Here is a 17,615-nt window from a genome sequence, read left to right as displayed (position 1 = left end):
TCGCCATCATGGCTTTAGATCTACTGGTCGTCCTGATCTACGCAGCAGCAATGCTGGTGCTGGGTTACTACGGCATGCGCAAGGCAAAAACCCACGAAGATTACCTGGTGGCCGGCCGTAACCTGGGCCCGACCCTGTATATGGGCACCATGGCTGCAACCGTACTCGGCGGTGCCTCCACCGTCGGCACCGTGCGCCTGGGCTATGTACACGGCATTTCCGGTTTCTGGCTGTGCGCCGCACTGGGCTGCGGGATCATCGCGCTCAACCTGTTCCTGGCCAAGCCGCTGCTCAAGCTGAAAATCTTCACCGTGACCCAGGTGCTGGAAAAGCGTTACAACCCCATGGCCCGCCAGGCCAGCGCAGTGATCATGCTGGCCTACGCGCTCATGATTGGTGTGACCTCGATTCTGGCCATAGGCACCGTTCTTGAAGTGCTGTTCGACCTGCCGTTCTGGATTTCAGTGCTGCTGGGCGGTGGCGTGGTGGTGGTGTACTCCACCATTGGCGGCATGTGGTCGTTGACCCTGACCGATATCGTGCAATTTGTGATCAAGACCGTCGGCCTGATGTTCGTCCTGCTACCGATCTGCCTGTACCGTGTCGGCGGCTGGGATGAACTGGTGAGCAAATTGCCTGCCTCGAACTTCAGCTTTACCAGCATCGGCTGGGACACGATCATCACTTACTTCATGATTTACTTTTTCGGCATCCTGATCGGCCAGGACATCTGGCAACGGGTTTTTACCGCCAAAACCGCCAAGGTGGCCAAGTATGCCGGTACGTTCGCGGGCTTCTATTGCATCCTTTACGGCCTGACTTGCGCCCTGATCGGCATGGCCGCCCATGTACTGATCCCGGACCTGGACAACGTCAACAACGCTTTCGCGGCCATCGTTAAGGTTTCGCTGCCGGACGGCATTCGCGGACTGGTGATTGCAGCGGCACTGGCGGCCATGATGTCGACCGCCAGCGCGGGCCTGCTGGCCGCCTCGACCGTACTGACCGAGGACCTGCTGCCCAAACTGCGCGGTGGCAAGCAATCGAGCCTCAACATCAATCGTCTGTTCACTCTGTTGACCGGGTTTGCGGTGCTGGCCATCGCCCTGGTGGTAAACGATGTGATCAGCGCCCTGACCCTTGCCTACAACCTGCTGGTTGGCGGCATGCTGGTGCCATTGATCGGGGCAATTTTCTGGAAACGCGCCACCACTGCCGGGGCAATCTCCAGCATGAGCCTGGGTTTTGTCACCGCACTGGTGTTTATGTTCAAGGATGGTCTGGAAGCCAACACGCCGATTTACTACAGTCTGGCTGTAGCCCTGGTCAGCTTTGTGCTGGTAAGCCTGCTGGATAGACGCCCTGCCACATTGGCCAGCGCTATCTGATTGAGGTTTTATTGAAGGGGGTACGCGGGTCGTACCCCTTTTTTCGCAACAGCACCCTGGCCGCCTTGCAGCCAAGGATCAGTACAACGCATGAACGCCTGCGCAAACGCGTAATCGCAGCCTTAGCGACGACGCTGTGGCCGGCGACGCGGATCCTCGACAGGGATCGGTACGGGTTGCAGTGGCGGCTCGATCAGACCCAGCGCAACACCGACGTCATGAAGCCATGTTTGCAGTTTGTCTTTCATATATCCCCCTTGGGGTCACTCTGGCGACTGGAATTCTGTTGTCGCTTCATACAGATAATAGTCCTAACTCCTACAAGATGCTTGCTTAAGACCCATGAACTTTAGGCTAATCGAGCACATTTCTGATTTAAGCCGACGCCTTTAACTTCGTCGAAATAACATCGTTCGGCGGCCTCTGTGCCTGTTGCAGCGCGATCCACGCATTCAGGTTGGCGCCGGTCATGCCTTTTCGCCACATCAACCATGTTGTGGTACTGGCAAAAGGTTGTTTCAAGGGGTGTACGCCGACATTTTCATGCCCCGGCAAGCTAGCCAGCATCGATGCCGGCATCAAGGCCACACCCGAGCCCGCCACTACGCACGCCAACATCCCCTGATAGGATTCGATTTCCATCACTCGCCCCATGGCCGCACGGTCGCTTGCGTACCAGGCCTCAAGCCGGGCCCGATAAGAACAACCCTGGCGAAAGGTAAAGACTTCGCGCCCCTGTACATCCCGGGCTCGGGTAACAGGCGGATGATCCAGATCGCTGATCAACACCAGACTCTCATCGCAAAATTCGATACCGTCCAGCCCGGCCAGCTCAAGCGGGCCGTCCACCAGCGCTGCATCCAGACGCCCGGTCAATAACCCTTCCAGCAATTCGCCACTGGGAGCCGACTGCACGTGCAGGTTCACTGCCGGGTAGGTACGGTGATAATGCGCCAGCATGCGCGGCAAATGAGTTGCCGCCGTGCTGTACATCGTCCCCAGGGTAAATTTGCCGCAGGGCACCCCGCCCTGTACCGCACTCAAGGCTTCATCATGCAGGGCAAACAGGCGCGCAGCGTAATCGAGCAGCACCTTGCCCGCCGGGGACAACTGCAGGCGCTGGCGCTCGCGCATAAACAATTCGACACCCATCTGCTCTTCCAGTTGCTTGAGTCGCGTCGACAGATTGGAGGGCACACGGTGCAGACGCTCAGCCGCACGGGTGATGGAACCTTCTTCGGCCACGGCCTGAAAAATCCGTAATTGACTGAACTCCACGCCATTCTCCAAAACAGAACAAGTAGGTCACTATTATTCATTTTTAAGGAAAGTCAATCTCCTCTAGCCTGACGGTCAATGCCTTCTCTTGAGGAAACAGCTGCATGTCGCCCTTCATTCGCCTGCTCGCCAGCTTTATCGCGCTCATCATGGCCATGGGTATTGGCCGCTTTTCCCTGACCCCACAACTGCCGCACCTGATCAGCGAGGGCCAGATTGACCTGACCGGCGCCGGCCTGATCGCGGCCGCCAACTATCTGGGGTATTTGCTCGGGGCACTGGACGCCATCCGCGCCAAACGTCCGGACCAGGTGCAGGGCCGCCTGCATGCCGGGCTATGGCTGTGCGTAGTGCTGACCCTGATTTCAGTTCTGGCCCAGGGCTTCTGGCCGCATCTGCTGTTGCGCTTCGGCACAGGGATTGCCAGCGCCTGGGTCATGGTGATGATCACATCCCTCAGCCAGCACCTGGCCGTGACCGCCAATCGCCCACGCCTGGGGGCACTGGTCTTTGCTGGCCCCGGGGTGGGTGTCCTGCTCACAGGCTTGCTGGCTCTGGTTGCAAATCTTTGGGGACAAAATTCGGCCACGCTCTGGCTGATTTACGCCGCTGCGGCACTGATCATGGTGCTGGCGATCCTGCCGATACTGCCGCAACCGGCCACCCTGCCGGCTGCAACGCACATCTCGCAGCCAGACACCCGCCAGCCCGGGATTGGCCGCCTGGGAGCGATTTATGGGCTGTATGGCCTGGGCTATATCATCCCGGCGACATTCCTGTCACAGATGGCCAGTGCCCAATTTCACGGGCAATGGCAAGCAGACTTGTTCTGGCCCGCCTTTGGATTGTGCGCAGCCATTGGTGTCGTGCTGATCAGTTTGCGCCGCCCCACACCCGGTACCACGGGCTACTGGTTGATGGGCGGGCTATGGATACAAGCACTGGGGGTGCTGGCGTGCCTGCTGCCGAGCAGTACCGGCCTGGCGCTGGGGGTAATCCTGTGCGGGACGCCGTTTTTAGCCTGCATGCCGCTGGTCATGCAACGCTCCAGGGAGCTCGCCCCGCACGCAACGCAGCGTAATGCAGCCTTGCTGACGGCCTGCTTTGCCGTGGGACAACTAGCCGGGCCATTGCTGGCCGCGCTCAGCAGCCATTTCAGTGGAACCCTGCACCCCGCGCTACTCATCGCTGCCAGCGGACTGATGCTGGCCGCAATGCTGGCCTGGCGCTCGGTCAGTGCCCCAGCAGTACCCGCAGCCTGCGACGCATCCACTGCTCCGCGCTGACAAAGGTGATGCCGAGCAGCACCAGCACTGCGCCCACCACGAAGTTGAAGCTCAAGGGCTCGCCCAGAATCAGCACCCCGAACGTGACTCCGAACAAGGGCGTCATAAACGAGAACACAGCCAGATTGGAGGCCATGTAGCGCTTGAGCAGCCAGAACCACACCAGGTAGCTGAAGAACGACACCACCAGCCCCTGGAACAGAACGCTGGCCACCGCCACGCCGGTAAGGCTGACATGGCTGATCTGTCCGCTGGCGGCGGCAATCACCAGCAGCCCCACAAAGCCGACAATCAGCTGGTAGAACAGGGTCAGCGTGACCGGCGCCTCGGATAACCGGGAGCCACGCACCACTACCGTGGTCGCGCCCCAGGCCATGCCCGCCAAAATACCGTAGGCGTCGCCCAGCAACATGTTGCGATCCATGTCGGCAAATGAAATCCCGCCGGCAAAGGAAAAAGCGATGCCCAGAAACGCGAGGAAAATACCCAGCCACTGCAGCGGCCGCAAACGCTCGCTTGGCAATAACCAGTTAATTCCCAGCGCAGTGAAGATGGGCGCGGTATAGAGAAACACCGACATATGTGCGGCGCTGGTCAGTTGCAGGCCTTCGGCAATAAAGAAGAACTCGAGCCCGAACAGGCTGCCCGCCAATAGTCCGCCGCGCCAGGTGGATGGAACCTGGTCCCACCCGCCCTTCCAGCAGATCAGCAGGCCCACCAGCAGCGCCGCAATGCCGGAACGTGCCGCGGCCTGCATCACGGGCGCGATGTCAGGTGCTGCCGTTTTGATCACGACCTGTTGTACACCCCAGATTAGGCACAGGCCCAACATGACTTGCAGTGCGAAAGCATCCGTTGCTCGCCGCGTAACACTCATAGCACCACCTGAAAAAACCACGCCCGGGAAAGATCAAAAAACTCATTGCTCAGGTTTTACCGACCAGGCTCAGGTCGCCAGCTTGCGGGCCACCCAATAACCCGACAGCGAAGCAAGACAGGTCAGTAACCCGCCCCATGCCATGTCCATCAAGGCCAGTTGCGCAGACCAGCCCTGCAGGGTCGCCCAGTTGCTCATGTCATAGGTGCCATAAGCCACCAGGCCGAAGAAGGCACCGCTCAGCGCGGCCCTGAGCGCACTGCCCCGGCCCAGGGCCGGCAGCACGACAAAGAACACCAGGCCCGCCACGTACAGCAGGTAGAACGCAACAGCAGGCCCCCACTTCGGCTGCGCCAGCATCAGCGGGCCCAAAAGCTCCTTATAGGTAGAGCTCATGAGCACGCCCAGCCAAAGGCCGTCGAGCACCAGAAAAGCCAATAACGCACCGGCATACGCCCATACAACTCTCCTCATGTCGCGGCCCCTTGTGCTGGATCAGATCAGTTCGATGCGGTCCGGGTGAATCGCAATTTTGCCTTCCTTGTACAACGCGCCAATGGCTTTTTTGAAGTTGCCCTTGCTGACGCCAAACAGGTTGCTGATCGCTTCCGGTGCACTCTTGTCGCTGACCGGCAACACACCGTTGTTATCGCGCAACTTGCTGAGGATCTTCGAGTTAAGGCTGCTGGCAGCTTCTTGCCCGACCGGCTGCAGGCTCAGGCTGATCTTGCCGTCAGCCCGAATTTCCTTGATGTAGCCTTTTTCTTGCTTGCCGGCCCGCATGAACTTGAAGATTTCGTTCTTGTGGATCAAGCCCCAGTGCTTGTTGTTGATCACGGCTTTGAAGCCCATGTCCGTGGCTTCGGCCACCAACAGATCAACTTCCTGCCCCACCTGATAGTTCGGCGGGGTTTTGTCCAGGTAGCGGTCCAGACGCGCAGTGGCAGTGATACGGCGCGTGTGCTTGTCGAGGTAGACGTGTACCACGACGTATTCGCCAGCGGTCATCTGGCGTTTTTCTTCGGAATACGGCAACAGCAAATCTTTCGGCAGACCCCAATCGAGGAAAACACCGATGCTGTTAACTTCAACCACTTTAAGACTGGCAAACTCGCCAACCTGAACTTTTGGTTTTTCCGTGGTGGCAATTAACTTGTCAGCACTGTCCAAATAAACAAAGACGTTGAGCCAGTCTTCGTCTTCACTTGGAATATCTTTGGGAATATAACGGTTGGGCAACAGGATTTCGCCGTCCGCCCCGCCGTCCAGATACAAACCAAAGTTGGTGTGTTTAACCACTTGCAAACTGTTGTAGCGACCGATTAAAGCCATGTTCAATACCCTCATTACGTGGGCGGCATTCTACCCGAGTTTAGGTGTGCGAATTGGAGCGCCGCGGCCCGGCAGGCAAAAAATCTGTGACAGGCATGATTTATCAGGGGTTTTTTCCTCTGCGGGGGTGCCACTCGTCAGCCTGTAGGCGGCTGCCCCGCGCGCGCCCTGCGCCCCGCTCAGTTTCTAAAACCCTGATGTAGTGAATTAAAACAGCGAGTTAGGGAACTATTAGAGCTTCAATCAGATTGATCAATACCATCGCTTATTATTTTAGGAAGATATTTAACAAGCAATTGTCAAGCATTTCAGGTACTATCGCTGGCCAAGTTATTTTCTACAGGTCAATAGCCGCCATGCGTGTAAAAGCATCCGCCAGCAAAGCAAAGCCAGCTCCCGCTGTTGAAACCAGTGATTCAATCAATGCGCAAATTGAAGCATTCTTGAAATCCGGCGGCGAGATTCAGCAAATCAACAAAGGCGTCAGCGGCCAGACTTTTGGCCCGTCCAAGCAAATCACGCTCGGCAAAAAGTAATACCCCTCGCGTCATCTGGTCCTCAGGCGCTTTGCCTTCCAAAGCGCTAGGACTATCGAAGCAACCCCCGCTGCAGCCGCCTGATCCAGAACCCCAGCAAAAATAGACGAACGGCAATCAATCGCCGGCATTCATCCGTATCCTCTAAAGCCTCTAGATCAAGCCTTCCAGCCATCAGGGAGTGAACCATGCTGACACAGGCGTTACTGCTGGCCGGCACATTACTGGCCAGCACCATGGCCAATGCACAGGTATTTTCCCGGGAGCTGGGCGACTTTGACCTCAAGCTGGCCACCCAGCCAAGTCGCACCATGGCCCAGGGCCTGGTCAAGCCCACCAGCTCCGGCTCGACCTTCCATGGCGGCCTGGACCTGAGCCATGACAGCGGCTGGTATGCAGGGCAATGGGCACCGACCATGGGCATCAAGCCTGGCAGCAACCTCGAAGTTGATTCCTACCTGGGCTACAAACATCCTTTCGACCAGACCCTGAGCTACGAGCTGGGGATGATTCACTACAGCTACCCCAAACTCAACGAGCTCGACAGCCAGCAGATTTTTGCCAGCCTCACGATTCTGGGCACCCGTTTTGGCGCAGCGTTCAGTAACGATCCGGACCGCAAGGACAGCACCCTGTTTGCCGACCTCGGCGTCAACCAGCCTTTTGGCATCGGCATCAGCTTGAAATACACCACCCACCAACTGGGCACACCGGTATCCATTGCCGATGGCAGCAGTATCCACGCCTTCAATGACTGGTCAGTGAAGTTCTCGCGCCCCTGGATGGGCATCGACCTGAACCTGATCTATAGCGACTCTAGTCTCGATGGCGGCGAATGCTCGGCATACTCCGGGCAAAACAGCCAGTGCGACGGGTTGCTGACGTTCAAGGCCGAACGGACATTTTACTGATACTGGCTGGCACAACGCCGAATCAAGCAATTTGAACCTTGGCTGCCACGCCATCAAAGGTGTCCGGATCCAGCGCATCTTCTTGCTCGTCCAGTACCTGCAGCGGATGGCTGTTGCCCGGGATACTGCTGTCGATCAGGCTTAGCAGGCTGGCGCCTCGCTGGGTCAGGATGAAGTTCTCGCCATTGCCACCCTCATCTTCCGGACGCGTTTCGATAAAGCCGCGCTTTAGCAGCAAGGCTTCATAATCGGCAGCTTGCATCTTCAGATCATCCAGATTGCCAATCGGTTGCCCGGCGGCAGCTTGAGCAGCCGCGAGCTGTTCGGCATAGGCACGCGGCGCAAAATTTTCACCGGCGCTATTTTGCACTTCATGCAGCAGACGTTCGATCAGTGGCCAGTTGTAGGTAGTCATCAGCTTTTCGCTCCGTACGGTTCGATGAAATGAGCCCTCATCTGTAGTGACCGGCGCAGCGGGTGGACGTTCAGCTTTATGGCCGACCGGTGACCGGGCACTGACGAAACAGCATAAAGATGCCATCGCGAGCAAACCTTGCACCTGCCAGCACAAAAAAACCCGGCCTGGGCCGGGTTTTTTTGAGGTTACGCCTGGGCTTTATTCAGCGGCCGGGGCTTCTGGCTTGCGACGCTTGAGCGGTGCCATACCGTCCTTGCTGACCAGCGACAGGGCGTCGGTCTTGGGGCGGTTAGCGATTTTACGCTTGGTCGGGGCCTTGGCTCCGGTCTTCTTCTTGACGCCCTTGGCGTCGGTCTTTTTCTTCTTCACGCCAACGGCTTTGCCCGAGGCCTTGACGTTTTTCGGTCCGCCGTAGGTGCCTTTGACTTCCTTGATGGTGCGGCGTTCGAAGCTTTGCTTCAGGTAACGCTCAACGCTGGACATCAGGTTCCAGTCGCCGTGGCAGATCAGCGAGATCGCCAGACCATCATTGCCCGCACGGCCGGTACGGCCAATACGGTGGACGTATTCGTCGCCGCTACGTGGCATGTCGAAGTTGATCACCATGTCCAGGCCGTCAACGTCCAGACCACGGGCCGCCACATCGGTGGCCACCAGAATCTTGACTCCGCCCTGCTTCAGGCGATCGATCGCCAGCTTGCGATCCTTCTGGTCTTTCTCACCGTGCAAGACGAACGCCTTGTAATCCTGAGCCACCAGGCGACCGTAGATACGGTCAGCCATGGCACGGGTATTGGTGAAGATAATGGCTTTTTGGTAAGTCTCGTTGGCCAGCAGCCAGTTAACGATTTGTTCTTTGTGCTGGTTGTGATCAGCGGTAATGACTTGCTGACGCGTAGTGGCGTTCAGCTGGCTGACCTGGTTGAGCTGCAAATGCTCGGCATTGTTCAGAACCTTGCCAATCATCTCGCGCAGACCGGAACCACCGGTGGTGGCCGAGAACAGCATGGTTTGCTGACGGTTCGGGCACTCATCCACCAGACGCTGAACGTCTTCGGAGAAGCCCATGTCGAGCATGCGGTCGGCTTCGTCGAGCACCAGCACTTCAACTTCTTTCAAGTCGAGGTTGCCGGCATTCAATTGCTCGAGCAGGCGACCCGGAGTACCGATCAGGATGTCCGGCACCTTGCGCAGCATGGCAGCCTGCACCTTGAAGTCTTCACCACCGGTTATCAGACCGGACTTGATGAACGTGAACTGGGAAAAGCGCTCAACTTCTTTCAGCGTTTGCTGTGCCAGCTCGCGGGTCGGCAGCAAAATCAGCGCTTTGATGCTCACGCGGATTTTCGCTGGACCAATCAGGCGATTAAGGATCGGCAGAACGAAAGCAGCGGTTTTGCCACTCCCGGTTTGAGCTGTAACCCGCAGGTCACGCCCTTCGAGCGCGAGCGGGATAGCCGCTGCTTGCACAGGCGTAGGCTCGACAAATTTAAGCTCGGCCACAGCTTTAAGCAGGCGTTCGTGCAGGGCGAAATCGGAAAACACGGGTGCTACCTCGAAGAAATACAAAAAATCAGCGGCATAGATTAACCGTTTCGAGCGCCAAGGCCGAGTTTCTTTGTACAAACGGCATGAAACAAATGATTTTTTAGGGTCTTTAGTCCAACGAGAGCCCTTAAATCGCTCTGAAGTGCTCTAATCCCAGGGATATTTCTTCTTGGGGTAACGCTTTAACTTATGGAAACTCAAACACTCTGGACCCAAATTCAGGATCTTTACGCCAACCTGGACCAACATCCCTGGGTATCGACCATCCTCGGCCTGATCGTGCTGGTAAGTATCGCCCTGCTGGCCGGGCACGTTGCACGCATCATTATTCTGCGCATCACCAAGATCCTTGGCCGCCAGCCTGCCCTGCACTGGATCAGCGACCTGCGCCAGCACAAGGTGTTCCACCGCGTGGCGCAACTGACGCCCTCGCTGATGGTGCAGTTCGGCCGCAACCTGATACCGGAGATGAGCGAAACCGGTCGCCACTTCCTCGGCAACCTGGCGCTGGCCATCACCATCTTTGTGCTGACCCGTGTCATCAGCGCGCTGCTGGATGCCCTGCTCGATATCTATTCGCGTACCAACTACGCCAAGACCCGCCCGATCAAGGGCTACATCCAGCTGACTAAAATGCTGCTGTATGTGTTTTCCGCCATCATCATTGTCGCAACCCTGATCGACCGTTCGCCGATGCTGCTGCTTTCGGGCCTGGGCGCGATGTCTGCGGTCATCTTGCTGGTCTACAAGGACACCCTGTTGTCTTTCGTGGCCAGTGTGCAATTGACCAGCAACGACTTGCTGCGGGTCGGTGACTGGATCGAAATGCCCCAGGTCGGCGCCGATGGCGACGTGATCGACATCACCCTGCACACCGTCAAAGTGCAGAACTTCGACAAGACCATCGTCTCGATTCCAACCTGGCGCCTGATGTCCGAGTCGTTCAAGAACTGGCGCGGCATGCAGCAGTCCGGCGGACGCCGAATCAAGCGAAGTCTGTTTATCGATGCCGGCAATATCGGTTTTCTGACTGACGAACAGGAACAACGTCTGGAGCAGGTACGCCTGCTGAGCGACTACCTGCATCGCAAGCAGGCCGAACTCAAAAGCTGGAACGAAGCACAGGGCAATGTGGCCGCTCTGTCAGCCAACCGTCGACGCATGACCAATATCGGGACCTTCCGCGCCTATGCGCTGGCTTATCTCAAAAGCCATCCCGAAATCCAGCCAAACATGACCTGCATGGTGCGTCAGTTGCAGCCCACGGCCCAGGGCGTACCGCTGGAGGTGTACTGCTTTACCCGCACGACGGTGTGGAGCGACTATGAACAAATCCAGGGCGATATCTTTGACTATCTGCTGTCAGTCATGCCCGAATTCGGCCTGAGCATCTATCAGCAACCGAGCGGCAATGATCTGCGCAACGGGCTGATGCCCGCCCTGACCAAAGACGCCTGATCAACCGGCGCGGCTCCAGGAGTCGCGCTTCCCTGAAAAAGAATGAATAGTGTCTCGGTGATTAACACTGACGTCTTCAAGTGCACAACGCTAAACCGGCATAATCCAGGTGCACGCGGCCAGGCTTAAGTGACACAAGGAACAAAACAGGTGAAACAAACAGACGCTGAATCAGCGCAACGCGGGATGGAGCCTGCTTGCTTGTATGATCCAGAGTTGATGCAACTCACCAGGGACGAAAAAACCGTACAGTTAGGCAGTAACGAAAGCGACTTTTTGCTCGCACTGATAGATGGCATATCAGACAAGGAATTACTTATCAGCCGGGTGTGGGGCGAGCGCGGTCTCGTGGTCTCGGATGGCAGTTATTACAAGACCCTGCATACATTACGGACGCACTTCTCGGCCATCGGATTGCCCCGCCACGCCATAAAAACCCTGCCCAGAAGAGGGGTGCTTCTGCTGTGCTCTGTCACCCTGAGCAGTCAACGCGAACCCCATGACGACAGTGTGCAGATCGAACCCGTTACTGAAAACACCCCCGTTCAACACCCCGCGCAATCAAGCGCACCGACTTTACTGAAGGCGCCCGAGCCCTCAAACGCTCAGACTCTTGTGATCCCGGCACCCGTTCCACAACCCCGTAACTTCTTCAGAATCATTGCGGGCTATGCCGTCGTGCTTGGCGGGCTGTTGATGCCAGTGGTTTATGCCTGGCTAGTGCTCAGCGGCCCTCCGGAACTTGAAGGCTGGAAAGCCATCTGGAGCGAGAACGGCCATACGCTGTATGTCGAGTCCAGCGAGACAATATCCAGAGATGACATTGCAGAACACATGAAACCTTTTGACCCCGGCCTGCTGTTTTCAGGCACCAGTTATTACATCAGAAAGCCATTGTCACAGTTGGTGATCAGTTGCGAAAAGCCTGAAAGTAAAGGAGAGGCCATATGCACCAATTACCAGAACGTTGGCAAAAAACCCTAGTCGGTGCAGGCCTGTTGTCCCTGCTGGTTTTTGGCTGCCTGAGTGCGCGCCATGCCTGGATTATTTACAAGGACATTCCCAGAGCGCCGTGTTACGCCTCTGTTTATTTCAACAATGTGGAATACAGCACTGGCAGATGGTCCGGCGCAGGCGATATCACCATTTCGCCCAAGGAAGATGCCATCTATGTGTACTACAAAATCAAAAGCCCGGATGACATCACCTACATTTACAACCGGAAATTTGAAGTTTCGACTAAAAAACTCGACACCTCGAGATTCCTCTTTGAAACCACCAATGTGGTGACTTTCGATAACGACACGGCTGGCAAGAACACACCCTTCATGTCCAGGGGAATGCATGGGGGCCTGATGACGTTCAATTATTTTTCCGATAACGAGTACTACTACAACATTAACAATTTTCTGACCGGCGTATGCCATGTACCCCGGTAGATGCCATGCAAGTGTCGGCCGCAAAACACCCGGGCCAGGTCTGCGGGTGTTTTGCCAGTCCTTTGAGGTAGAGCGGTTACCCGCCAAGGTGGGAGGAACAAGATAGAGACAAACGCACAACCGGGTACACACCGACGACCACACTATTATTAATTGCAAAAAACCCGGCATTTCCCGCGCTCAAAGCGGCCGCACCAAACCCGTCAAACTTCAGTCGCCCTCGATTGAACCATTGTGTTTTCTGACTGGAAATCGACCCGCATTATGGTTGCGTAAGGTTAATTAATACTGCGCACAAGCCCCCCCCTTCCCCCCTGCGCTACCGTGCTTCCCTTAAGTCAGCCCCATGAGCTTATCGAATGACACGCCCGCACTTACACCGGTTGCTCCGGCACTGCCAGAGCCTGTGCCTGTTTTGCACAGCCACGTGCCAGAGACATTTTCAGCCCGCCGCTACTCGCCCAGCCACAGACCCGGACGCTGATAAATGAACGCCCCCTGCAACACCCCCTACTCATTGCCACAGCCGTCCAATACAGCACCCGCCCCATAACATGGAGATATATTCCGTGGCCCGCCCTATACGCTGGATAAAACCCACCTGCAAAAGAACACGTCACTTACCCGTCTGGAAGCGTTCATTAGCACTGACAGCGGACGGCACTCTATTTATGGCTGCGGCCATGGGAGGTTCGGAAAAAGAAGTCAGCTTTGCATCATTACACGAGAAAGTACCGAGCCTTATTTGTTTTGATCATGTGTATGTGCCTGCTGACTGGCTGCAACAGAGCTTTGGCGCAGCTAACCCCTGGTGCGATTCATTGATTAAAGCCGCACACCCTCATGTCTTGGATCAGGAGGGTTAATGCGGCTTGTAACATCATTGGGATTTAAATTGCGGATCGCCGGTGAGTTTGAATAAGAGCCCGATACCTTGCGGCCATATACCGTAACCGGTATCACCATTGATATGCCCCGCCTTTTGCAACCACACCAGTTCGCTGCCCCAGGCATCGCTGAAGGCACTTGCCCGGGCGCTGGAGACATAGGGGTCGTCCGTGCTGGCAACGGTAATCGAGGGGAAAGGCAGGCGATTAAGCGGCATGGGGGTAAAACCCGAGGTGCCCGGCGGGTAACTGTCGGCTTCGGTATCGCTGGGCGCTACCAGTAACGCGCCGCGCACACGTTCCGCCGCTTGCGGGTGCTGCTGTGCCCAGCGCGCAATCAGCGTACAGGCCAGGCTATGGCCCACCAGGACTACAGGGCGCTGGCTGCCTGCGACTTTCTCTTGCAGGCGCTGCACCCAATCCGTGCAGGCCGGGGTTTCCCAGTCCTGCTGTTTAACCCGGTGCAGCCCGCTGTAACGCTGCTCCCACTGCGATTGCCAATGCTCTGCCCCTGAATTGAACAGGCCCGGCAAGATCAACACCCTGACTGTCATCTCTGGTCTCCATTAGGTGGATGGGTTGCCGAAAACCTTAGACCGTCGCAGCCCTGCGGTCTAGCCGGCTAAGCCAGACGGCAAACAGAATCACCAGCCCCCCCAGCAACAGCCGGCCCAGAGGCTCGTGCTGGTTCCAGATCAGCAGGTTGAGCAATAAACCCACCGGCACATGCAAGTTGTTCATCACCGCCAGGGTGCCACCGGTGACCAGGCAGGCCCCCTTGTTCCACCAGTACATGCCCAGGGCCGTGGAGACCAGCCCCAGGAACACCAGCACGGCCCATTGCAAAGGCGCGTCGGGTAAAAAGTCGGCTTTGCCGAATGCCAGGAAGGCTGGCAATACCACCGCCAAAGCGCCGAGGTAAAAGAAACCGAAACGCCGGTAATGCGGCAACTCGCTCGGATAACGCGCCACCAGACGCCTGTAAAGCACCTGACCGGCGGCATAGGTGAAGTTGGCCAGTTGTAACAACAGGAAGCCTTTAAAGAAGTCCCCGCTGATGCTGTCAAAGCGAATCACGGCCGCCCCCGATACAGCCACCAGTGCCGCTACCAGTGCCCATGGGTTGAAGCGCCGGTTAAGGGCATCTTCGATCAGGGTCACGTGCAACGGCGTGAGGATGGTGAACAACAGGACTTCGGGCACCGTGAGCACGCGAAAGCTCAGGTACAGACAGACGTAGGTAATGCCGAACTGCAAGGCGCCGATCAGCAGCATGCCGCGCATGAAACCGGGTTCCACCTGGCGCCAGCGGGTCAGCGGAATAAACACCAGCCCGGCCAGTACCACGCGCACCAGTACTGCAAAGTAGCTGTCGACGTGTCCAGCCAGATACTCACCGATCAAGCTGAAGGAAAACGCCTGAATCAGCGTCACAATTAACAGATAACCCATGAATGTCTCGCCCGGAATGTCGTGATTGCCTGACAGCAGATACGGCCGCCGGCTTGTTTCGCAGGGCGCGACATTAGCGGTTTTGCGCCGCTGGCGAAATGCCTGTCAAAAAAAACCCGGTCCAGCGTTAAAGCTGACCGGGTGTGAGCACTCAGGAGAGAAGTGCAAAGGGAGGTTCGATGCGCGAACCGCATGCTTGAAGGAGCAATGAAACGATTTAGCCAGCCGCCGATTATCTGTCGATTAACAGCCTATGCGACTTCAGAAACCCGGGCCTTGGCCTGGTTCAAACCTTTTTCCTGAAAATCACCGCCCAGGTTCATCCCTTCGGCATGGATAAAGGTCAGGTCATGAATGCCGATAAATGCCATCACCTGACGCAGGTAGGGTTCCTGATGGTCCGCCGGGCTGCCGGCATAGATCCCGCCACGCGCCGTCAGCACGTAGGCTTTCTTGCCGGTCAGCAGCCCCTGGGGCCCGGTGTCTGTGTATTTGAAAGTGGTGCCGGCCCGCAGAACATGGTCAAGCCAGGCTTTGAGAGTGCTGGGAATCGCAAAGTTGTACATCGGCGCCGCCATCAACAGCACATCAGCCGCCAGCAGCTCATCGGTGAGCTCGTTGGAGCGCTGCAGAGAGGCTTTCTCGGCTGCAGAACGTTGTTCTTCGGGCTTCATCCAGCCACCCAGCAGGTCAGCGTCCAGGTGCGGTACCGGGTTCAACGCCAGGTCGCGAACGGTGATCTGATCATCAGGATGGAGCGATTGCCATTGACTGATGAACTGCCGGGTCAGCTGGCGGGAAAATGAATCCTGCTGACGGGCACTGCTTTCAATGATCAGAACTCGTGACATGCTGGCTAGACTCCATCGGTAAATGCTGTAAGACGATGGAGGGAAGATTAGAGTGCATAGGTTCGATGAAAAAGCGCAAAAATTTGCTACAACCTATCTATAATCCTGTTTATATAGCGAAAACCTGTAGCCGTTGCTGCAGATCGCAATAACACAGACTCCGGCAAAGGAATTCATCGTGAAGGCGCCCCGTGTAACCCTTGATCAATGGCGCACCCTGCAAGCGGTGGTCGACCACGGCGGCTTCGCTCAAGCCGCCGAAGTTCTGCATCGCTCGCAATCATCGGTCAGCTACACCGTAGCCCGCATGCAGGATCAACTCGGCGTGCCGTTGTTACGGATCGACGGGCGCAAGGCAGTACTCACCGAAGCCGGTGGCGTATTGCTGCGCCGTTCTAGGCAACTGGTCAAACAGGCCAGCCAGCTCGAAGACCTGGCCCACCACATGGAGCAAGGCTGGGAAGCCGAAGTGCGGCTAGTGGTCGATGCGGCCTACCCCAATGCACGGCTGGTACGCGCCCTGACCGCGTTCATGCCGCAAAGCCGCGGTTGCCGTGTGCGCTTGCGCGAAGAAGTGCTGTCGGGCGTTGAAGAAGTGTTGCTGGAAGGCGTGGCTGACCTGGCCATCAGCAGCTTCAACATCCCCGGCTATCTGGGCGCCGAGCTCAGTGCCGTGGAGTTTGTTGCCGTAGCTCACCCTGATCACCCGCTGCATCGCCTGCAGCGCGAGCTGCATTTCCAGGACCTCGAAAGCCAGCTGCAGGTGGTGATCCGCGACTCGGGACGCCAGCAACCGCGCGACATGGGCTGGCTGGGAGCGGAACAGCGCTGGACCGTCGGCAGCCTGGCCACGGCTGCAGCCTTTGTGGGCAGCGGCCTGGGATTTGCCTGGTTGCCGCGACACATGATTGAACGCGAGCTCAAGGAAGGCGTGCTCAAACAGTTGCCTCTGGATCAGGGCGGCAGCCGTCACCCGCTGTTCTTCCTGTACTCCAACAAAGACAAACCCCTGGGCCCGGCCACACAAATACTTGTCGAACTATTGCGCACCTTCGATACCGCGCCCCTGGACGCGCCTTTTGCTGCCCCTCTGCAAGGCTGATCAAGCTTGCTCGGGCATGACAACGGTGGGCAGGAACAATGATCGCGAATATCCTGTCCAAGGTCGGCGGCCAGTCTGAACTCACTGGCGCCTTCATCACCCTATTCCATCGCGCGTGAGTTACCTCGCGCAGTTGCTCTCACTGTCCAGGATCCTGAACCCATGCTGAAAAAAATCGCCCTCGCCGCCGGTGCCCTGCTGTTCGCTGCCAACCTGATGGCGGCCACCACCGCACCGACCAAAGCGCCCCATGTTGTGCTGGACACCAGTTTCGGCCAGATCGAAATTGAACTGGACCCGGTCAAGGCTCCGATCAGCAGCAAAAACTTTCTGGAGTACGTCGACAGCGGCTTCTACAACAACACCATTTTCCACCGTGTGATTCCTGGCTTTATGGTGCAAGGCGGCGGCTTTACCGAACAAATGACCCAAAAGCCGACCCGCGACCCGATCAGGAACGAAGCCAGCAACGGCCTGCACAACGTGCGCGGCACCCTGTCGATGGCCCGTACGTCCAACCCGAACTCCGCCACCAGCCAGTTCTTTATCAACGTGGCTGACAACGCGTTTCTGGATCCGGGCCGTGACGCCGGTTATGCGGTATTCGCCAAGGTGGTGAATGGCATGGACGTGGTTGACCAGATCGTCAACTCGCAGACCACCACCAAGCAAGGCATGCAGAATGTCCCGATCGATCCCGTATTGATCAAGTCCGCCAAGCGCGTTGACTGAGGCAATGGTTCACACAAGGACTTTGACCGAACACTGAACCAGCAAGAGCGAGCTTTCGGGGCAATTTCTGGAAGCTCGCTCCTGCAGGAGGGTGCGGGGTCATACCACTAAAGGAGAGCC

20 protein-coding genes are annotated in these 17,615 nt (G+C 57.2%); 10 read left to right on the top strand and 10 right to left on the bottom strand.

The window, feature by feature from the left end:
• Nucleotides 1-8 precede the first annotated feature (8 nt).
• Nucleotides 9-1,388: a sodium:solute symporter family protein gene (locus tag JQ845_RS11585; RefSeq protein ID WP_003441705.1), complete on the top strand. Its 1,380-nt coding sequence runs from the start codon at nucleotides 9-11 to the stop codon at nucleotides 1,386-1,388.
• Between the two features lie 122 nt (nucleotides 1,389-1,510).
• Here JQ845_RS11585 and JQ845_RS23135 read toward each other — a convergent pair whose 3' ends face one another.
• Both JQ845_RS23135 and ptrR read right to left on the bottom strand, forming a co-directional pair.
• On the bottom strand, nucleotides 1,511-1,636 hold the full coding sequence (locus tag JQ845_RS23135) for a PA1414 family protein (protein WP_003441703.1): 126 nt from the start codon (nucleotides 1,634-1,636) through the stop codon (nucleotides 1,511-1,513).
• 127 nt (nucleotides 1,637-1,763) lie between these two features.
• Entirely contained in the window at nucleotides 1,764-2,666 is a 903-nt protein-coding gene (ptrR, locus tag JQ845_RS11580) for a putrescine utilization regulator PtrR (RefSeq protein WP_003441701.1), read from the bottom strand.
• Nucleotides 2,667-2,770: 104 nt separating this feature from the next.
• Here ptrR and JQ845_RS11575 point away from each other — a divergent pair, with 104 nt between their 5' ends.
• Nucleotides 2,771-3,952 (top strand): MFS transporter, encoded by a 1,182-nt coding sequence (locus JQ845_RS11575; protein WP_161718802.1) that lies wholly within the window; start codon nucleotides 2,771-2,773, stop codon nucleotides 3,950-3,952.
• On the opposite strand, the gene JQ845_RS11570 is transcribed toward JQ845_RS11575, so the two are convergent.
• From JQ845_RS11570 to JQ845_RS11560, 3 genes are all read right to left on the bottom strand, one after another.
• Nucleotides 3,900-4,829 (bottom strand): DMT family transporter, encoded by a 930-nt coding sequence (locus JQ845_RS11570; protein ID WP_203009013.1) that lies wholly within the window; start codon nucleotides 4,827-4,829, stop codon nucleotides 3,900-3,902. The two genes, JQ845_RS11575 and JQ845_RS11570, sit on opposite strands and share 53 nt — an antisense overlap.
• 69 nt (nucleotides 4,830-4,898) lie before the next feature.
• A complete protein-coding gene (locus JQ845_RS11565; protein WP_003441694.1) occupies nucleotides 4,899-5,303 on the bottom strand; it encodes a DUF2177 family protein in 405 nt (134 codons plus the stop codon).
• 21 nt (nucleotides 5,304-5,324) lie between these two features.
• Nucleotides 5,325-6,161, bottom strand: coding sequence for a CvfB family protein (locus JQ845_RS11560; RefSeq protein ID WP_003441692.1), 837 nt, complete (start codon nucleotides 6,159-6,161; stop codon nucleotides 5,325-5,327).
• A 356-nt stretch (nucleotides 6,162-6,517) separates the two neighbouring features.
• Here JQ845_RS11560 and JQ845_RS11555 point away from each other — a divergent pair, with 356 nt between their 5' ends.
• Both JQ845_RS11555 and JQ845_RS11550 read left to right on the top strand, forming a co-directional pair.
• The gene (locus tag JQ845_RS11555; RefSeq protein ID WP_003441690.1) at nucleotides 6,518-6,697 is read left to right on the top strand and encodes a hypothetical protein; all 180 of its coding nucleotides are present in this window, start codon (nucleotides 6,518-6,520) and stop codon (nucleotides 6,695-6,697) included.
• Between the two features lie 188 nt (nucleotides 6,698-6,885).
• Entirely contained in the window at nucleotides 6,886-7,608 is a 723-nt protein-coding gene (locus JQ845_RS11550; RefSeq protein WP_203009012.1) for a TorF family putative porin, read from the top strand.
• Nucleotides 7,609-7,630: 22 nt separating this feature from the next.
• Here JQ845_RS11550 and JQ845_RS11545 read toward each other — a convergent pair whose 3' ends face one another.
• The gene (locus JQ845_RS11545; protein ID WP_161718800.1) at nucleotides 7,631-8,023 is read right to left on the bottom strand and encodes a transcriptional regulator; all 393 of its coding nucleotides are present in this window, start codon (nucleotides 8,021-8,023) and stop codon (nucleotides 7,631-7,633) included.
• Nucleotides 8,024-8,224: 201 nt separating this feature from the next.
• A complete protein-coding gene (locus JQ845_RS11540; protein ID WP_003441684.1) occupies nucleotides 8,225-9,571 on the bottom strand; it encodes a DEAD/DEAH box helicase in 1,347 nt (448 codons plus the stop codon).
• Nucleotides 9,572-9,763: 192 nt separating this feature from the next.
• Here JQ845_RS11540 and JQ845_RS11535 point away from each other — a divergent pair, with 192 nt between their 5' ends.
• The 4 genes from JQ845_RS11535 to JQ845_RS11520 all read left to right on the top strand — a co-directional run bounded on the left by JQ845_RS11535 (nucleotide 9,764) and on the right by JQ845_RS11520 (nucleotide 13,337).
• A complete protein-coding gene (locus JQ845_RS11535; protein WP_010656461.1) occupies nucleotides 9,764-11,032 on the top strand; it encodes a mechanosensitive ion channel family protein in 1,269 nt (422 codons plus the stop codon).
• Nucleotides 11,033-11,182: 150 nt separating this feature from the next.
• Nucleotides 11,183-12,016 (top strand): winged helix-turn-helix domain-containing protein, encoded by an 834-nt coding sequence (locus JQ845_RS11530; RefSeq protein ID WP_127196222.1) that lies wholly within the window; start codon nucleotides 11,183-11,185, stop codon nucleotides 12,014-12,016.
• A complete protein-coding gene (locus JQ845_RS11525) occupies nucleotides 11,980-12,471 on the top strand; it encodes a hypothetical protein (protein ID WP_003441679.1) in 492 nt (163 codons plus the stop codon). Before JQ845_RS11530 ends, JQ845_RS11525 begins: the two co-directional genes overlap by 37 nt.
• A 569-nt stretch (nucleotides 12,472-13,040) precedes the next feature.
• Nucleotides 13,041-13,337 (top strand): hypothetical protein, encoded by a 297-nt coding sequence (locus JQ845_RS11520; RefSeq protein WP_127196221.1) that lies wholly within the window; start codon nucleotides 13,041-13,043, stop codon nucleotides 13,335-13,337.
• A gap of 14 nt (nucleotides 13,338-13,351) precedes the next feature.
• Here the strand turns inward: JQ845_RS11520 and JQ845_RS11515 are convergent, their stop codons facing one another.
• The 3 genes from JQ845_RS11515 to JQ845_RS11505 all read right to left on the bottom strand — a co-directional run bounded on the left by JQ845_RS11515 (nucleotide 13,352) and on the right by JQ845_RS11505 (nucleotide 15,661).
• Nucleotides 13,352-13,912, bottom strand: coding sequence for an RBBP9/YdeN family alpha/beta hydrolase (locus JQ845_RS11515; protein ID WP_203009011.1), 561 nt, complete (start codon nucleotides 13,910-13,912; stop codon nucleotides 13,352-13,354).
• 37 nt (nucleotides 13,913-13,949) lie between these two features.
• Nucleotides 13,950-14,810, bottom strand: coding sequence for a carboxylate/amino acid/amine transporter (locus JQ845_RS11510; RefSeq protein ID WP_003441675.1), 861 nt, complete (start codon nucleotides 14,808-14,810; stop codon nucleotides 13,950-13,952).
• Nucleotides 14,811-15,061: 251 nt separating this feature from the next.
• On the bottom strand, nucleotides 15,062-15,661 hold the full coding sequence (locus JQ845_RS11505; RefSeq protein WP_010656463.1) for an FMN-dependent NADH-azoreductase: 600 nt from the start codon (nucleotides 15,659-15,661) through the stop codon (nucleotides 15,062-15,064).
• A gap of 178 nt (nucleotides 15,662-15,839) precedes the next feature.
• On the opposite strand from JQ845_RS11505, the gene JQ845_RS11500 reads away from it, so the two are divergent.
• Both JQ845_RS11500 and JQ845_RS11495 read left to right on the top strand, forming a co-directional pair.
• Nucleotides 15,840-16,763: a LysR family transcriptional regulator gene (locus tag JQ845_RS11500; RefSeq protein WP_003441671.1), complete on the top strand. Its 924-nt coding sequence runs from the start codon at nucleotides 15,840-15,842 to the stop codon at nucleotides 16,761-16,763.
• Nucleotides 16,764-16,925: 162 nt separating this feature from the next.
• On the top strand, nucleotides 16,926-17,495 hold the full coding sequence (locus JQ845_RS11495) for a peptidylprolyl isomerase (RefSeq protein ID WP_003441669.1): 570 nt from the start codon (nucleotides 16,926-16,928) through the stop codon (nucleotides 17,493-17,495).
• Nucleotides 17,496-17,615: the final 120 nt, after the last annotated feature.

The organism is Pseudomonas paraversuta (genome assembly GCF_904063065.1).
Lineage (GTDB): Bacteria > Pseudomonadota > Gammaproteobacteria > Pseudomonadales > Pseudomonadaceae > Aquipseudomonas > Aquipseudomonas paraversuta.
This window is presented reverse-complemented; position numbering and strand designations above follow the sequence as displayed.